Here is a 3,246-nt window from a genome sequence, read left to right as displayed (position 1 = left end):
TTAGAGTGCACTAGATTGGGCTATTAAGGTTGGAACTCAACTCTAAGGTCAATTTCCTCCCCGCGCATTACCATATCTATGTTGCCTGCCAAATATTCACCTAAGTCACCTTGGTTTTCAAGCACTTGCTTCATTGCGCGGCCGAGGTGATTAATATCAAAAGTGTAGTGTTTTTCGTCGCGCTCACAGTACTTTGGGTTGTCAAAAGTCAGCATAGCCCTACACACTAATGGGCGCACCTCGTATACCCCGCACGCGCCCTTGTCCATATCTAAAAGAGGGCAAAATCGACCATTATCCCTAGCCTGAAAACCACCAATATTGGCACGTATGTTATCCAGCTCAATTGGCTTAATCGCGACTTTCTGAGCGCAGCAATGGAAACAGCCAGACTCGCACACGGCTTGGCTTGAAGCATCGCCCATAAGGTTTTCAGACCATCTGTAAATAGCATTCAGCTTATACAGTGCATCATGCTGCCTGTTGGGGGCAAACGCTTCCAGTATGGGATAAATCGATTCCTCGTCATCTGCAAACTTTACAGCAGGAGGCTTGCTTTCGTCGTAGTCCTTATAATTCATGGCTAATCCTGAATCGATTTACGGTCTTAAGTAAACAAAAAAGGCGTAATGCTTTCCGCCGATTGTGCCTAATAGCTTGTGCCTAATAGCGTTCTTTGTTCAGTGTACCTCCAAGGCCGGCTGAGTAGGGCGCTTTAACCGCAACATGATGCCATGAGGTAAACGACAAAGTTTTGGACACACTACTAATTTATCGCCCACATGTCCAGGGTCTGCTTTTGGACAATTGCGGTCCTTCGTGAAGGGGGTCGATAGCGGCCGATCGATCATCGTGCAAGGGATAGACTCGCTTTCCGCAAGTGGCCGATGTATCAATTTGGTTTCTACCAGGCGCGATCAATCGCCTGAGTCCGAGCCTTCAGGGATTCGCTTCAGCACGATCTCGTCATTGACCCGCTCGATACTCAAGAGGTCACCCAGCTTCCAACCCATTGCATTCAGAACTTCTGTGGGTAGATCGACAATCAAGTCTCCTGTGCCGTCATCAGCAGCTTGGCACTGCACCGTCATCTTTAATGGCTGGCTCACGGGGATACCTCAGGTTGGGATGTTGCTCATGCTACTACGTACCTCCCTAATTTAGGACGCGAATCGCGTACTTTTTAGAATCAGAACTCCAAATGGTCAAGAGTTAGGCTGCTAGGAGAGGGGTACTACTCAGATCCAGATGGCCAGTGGGAGAAAAATGAAGGGGTCGTGCTGTATGACGTAGGCCCCGACGTGATGAGGGTTGTTGTAGAGGAGAGGCATGAGAAGTCGAACCGAATGGCTTCAATCACGCTTGCCTCGGCCAGGAGATGCTTGTCGGAGCGGGCAAGTCGGTGGCTCATATCGCGGGCCTGCTGGGTGTGCACCGTGCAACTTTCCACTGGGCGCTAAAATCGGCCGGCGGTTAGTTGAATTGGGCAGGTTTCGAAGCATGGCAGGTCGACCAGCCGTTCCGGCTGAAGGTTTCCAGAAGGTGGGCCTATGGGGCAAGGCCAGAAGCAAATGTCTGTGGCAAGCCGGTTCTCGCTCCACCCTCGCTAGTCGCCGGCTAAATAGCCGCTGGTTTCCTTCCGGCGAAGCCGGCTAGATAATATGGCGATCCATCAAATGTCCTAAGGAAATATCCATGTGGATATGTGCCATTCTTTCTAATTTAATGCAGCAGCTTTTGTATTTCTTTCCGCTTCCGCAGTAACAAGCGGAGTTGCGGGGCGCGCGCTTGTGGTCAGGGTCTGTGCGACGTGACTCAATCAAATTGACACGGGCGATGCTCATAGGTGAGCATTTCTTTGAATCGAACTCGCTTATCAGCTTTCGGAATAAATCAAACTGCTGGTGATTGTCATCTGGTATGAGAACCAGTCGCTTGTTCTTAGGGTTCGTGACGATCGCCAAGTGATCTATGCTTTTGATTTTTCGCGCAATGGCTTGTGCCATGACCCCTGAATATAGCTCTCCTTTTATATGGGGGCACTCGTCGCTATCTATGTTCTTTGAGCAAATACTGCATTCAAATTTTTCAAGGATGAATCCGCAGCTTGAAAAGTGCTTATAGGGATATACTTTCTCTATAGAAATAAGCTGGCGAGCCAGAAATGTTATAGTAATGCTAGGTTCTTTATAAAAGCGCTTTAGGTGTCTAAGGCAATCTAATGCGTCTTGTAGATTGCACCAAGAGTCATGGTATTTTTCTGCCTCTATGCATTTCCAGTAGCAAGCCAAGCTGGAGAGAAGCTCAAAGAAGCAGAAATAAATGAAGCAATTATTTTTAACGCTATCTTCGACAGCGTCAGATTTGATGCCATTTATAGCGGCTTGTGTGTTCTTGGCAAGCTTTAGCGCATCATCGTATTTTCTGCTGGATATCAGTTCCAAGATCTGCTGAGTGATGATCTGTGATTCTGGTAGCTCATTTTCGAGTAGTCTTAGTCCATACATTAAGGCGTTTCCATGAATTTGTTCAGATCGAATTTCTTCATGCTGCTTTTCAAAGCCTCAGTGCTGCCTTTGAATTTGAACTCCTTGGTCACAATTCCATCTTGATATAAGGCACTTATCTGAACTTCGTCAGAGTCACCCTCCAGGCGGCTGCTTCTATAGGTTTCTAAGTACTGAATTACAAGCGAAAGGTAATTCTGAAGAGTCATGTCGTTGGCAAGGCTCACCAAAGGCATGATGTAAGAGAAGTCGTGTAGATCGAAGATCGTTGCGTTTTGTGGAGAAACAACTTCTATTTCTGGATGATTGATCTTGAGCCATTTTTTAAAGGGGCCTGCCTCAACCGAGACGGATCCTTCATAACCACGGTCAGTCAGAAATTCAATTTTCATGTGTTCGCTTCGCCTTTGATTGGAGTCGCAGGCACTCAGCTCCCTGCGTGCACGATGGATGCAAAATGCTACTACGAACCGCCGCTTTGGATCGTGTCCCGGGAAGTGGTGTAACTGAACCAGCCGAAGGCGCCCTGCGGGCGAAAGAGGATGGTCATCGTGGTTCTTGGCTAACGTTGAGTTTGCGAAGACCAAACACTCACCAGAGAAACCACGATGACCAAGCCCACTATCGCATTGACCGAGTTGGTTGAGAAAGGGGCAGACGCTGATCTGCTCAAGCAAATGATCCAGTTCGTTGCCCAGCGCATGATGGAGTTCGATGTCGAAGGCCTGTGCGGCGCGGG

At 48.2% G+C, this 3,246-nt stretch carries 4 protein-coding genes and 1 pseudogene; 1 reads left to right on the top strand and 4 read right to left on the bottom strand.

All coding sequences use genetic code 11. The features are described 5' to 3' along the window. Positions 1-23: 23 nt before the first annotated feature. The 4 genes from BLX42_RS23940 to BLX42_RS23925 form a co-directional block, all read right to left on the bottom strand. On the bottom strand, positions 24-581 hold the full coding sequence (locus BLX42_RS23940; protein ID WP_161872807.1) for a YkgJ family cysteine cluster protein: 558 nt from the start codon (positions 579-581) through the stop codon (positions 24-26). A 336-nt stretch (positions 582-917) separates the two neighbouring features. Then, positions 918-1,109 (bottom strand): AbrB/MazE/SpoVT family DNA-binding domain-containing protein, encoded by a 192-nt coding sequence (locus tag BLX42_RS23935; RefSeq protein ID WP_161872806.1) that lies wholly within the window; start codon positions 1,107-1,109, stop codon positions 918-920. A gap of 543 nt (positions 1,110-1,652) precedes the next feature. Beyond that, positions 1,653-2,507 carry an SEC-C metal-binding domain-containing protein gene (locus BLX42_RS23930; protein ID WP_161872805.1) on the bottom strand — a complete coding sequence of 285 codons (855 nt, stop codon included), beginning with the start codon at positions 2,505-2,507 and terminating at the stop codon, positions 1,653-1,655. Continuing rightward, positions 2,507-2,899 carry a hypothetical protein gene (locus BLX42_RS23925; protein WP_161872804.1) on the bottom strand — a complete coding sequence of 131 codons (393 nt, stop codon included), beginning with the start codon at positions 2,897-2,899 and terminating at the stop codon, positions 2,507-2,509. Before BLX42_RS23925 ends, BLX42_RS23930 begins: the two co-directional genes overlap by 1 nt. A 216-nt stretch (positions 2,900-3,115) precedes the next feature. Here BLX42_RS23925 and BLX42_RS23920 point away from each other — a divergent pair. After that, positions 3,116-3,246: pseudogene (locus BLX42_RS23920) on the top strand (IS256 family transposase); the annotation flags it as partial.

The organism is Pseudomonas sp. SG-MS2 (assembly GCF_009933855.1).
Lineage (GTDB): Bacteria > Pseudomonadota > Gammaproteobacteria > Pseudomonadales > Pseudomonadaceae > Aquipseudomonas > Aquipseudomonas putida_E.
The sequence above is the reverse complement of the archived record's forward strand: the minus strand, read 5'-3'. Positions and strand labels throughout refer to the sequence as shown.

What these genes read in the sequence shown, in the direction of transcription:
- BLX42_RS23940 (WP_161872807.1), bottom strand. Translation starts at nt 581, where the DNA reads ATGAATTATAAGGACTACGACGAAAGCAAGCCTCCTGCTGTAAAGTTT.
- BLX42_RS23930 (WP_161872805.1), bottom strand. Translation starts at nt 2,507, where the DNA reads ATGTATGGACTAAGACTACTCGAAAATGAGCTACCAGAATCACAGATC.
- BLX42_RS23925 (WP_161872804.1), bottom strand. Translation starts at nt 2,899, where the DNA reads ATGAAAATTGAATTTCTGACTGACCGTGGTTATGAAGGATCCGTCTCG.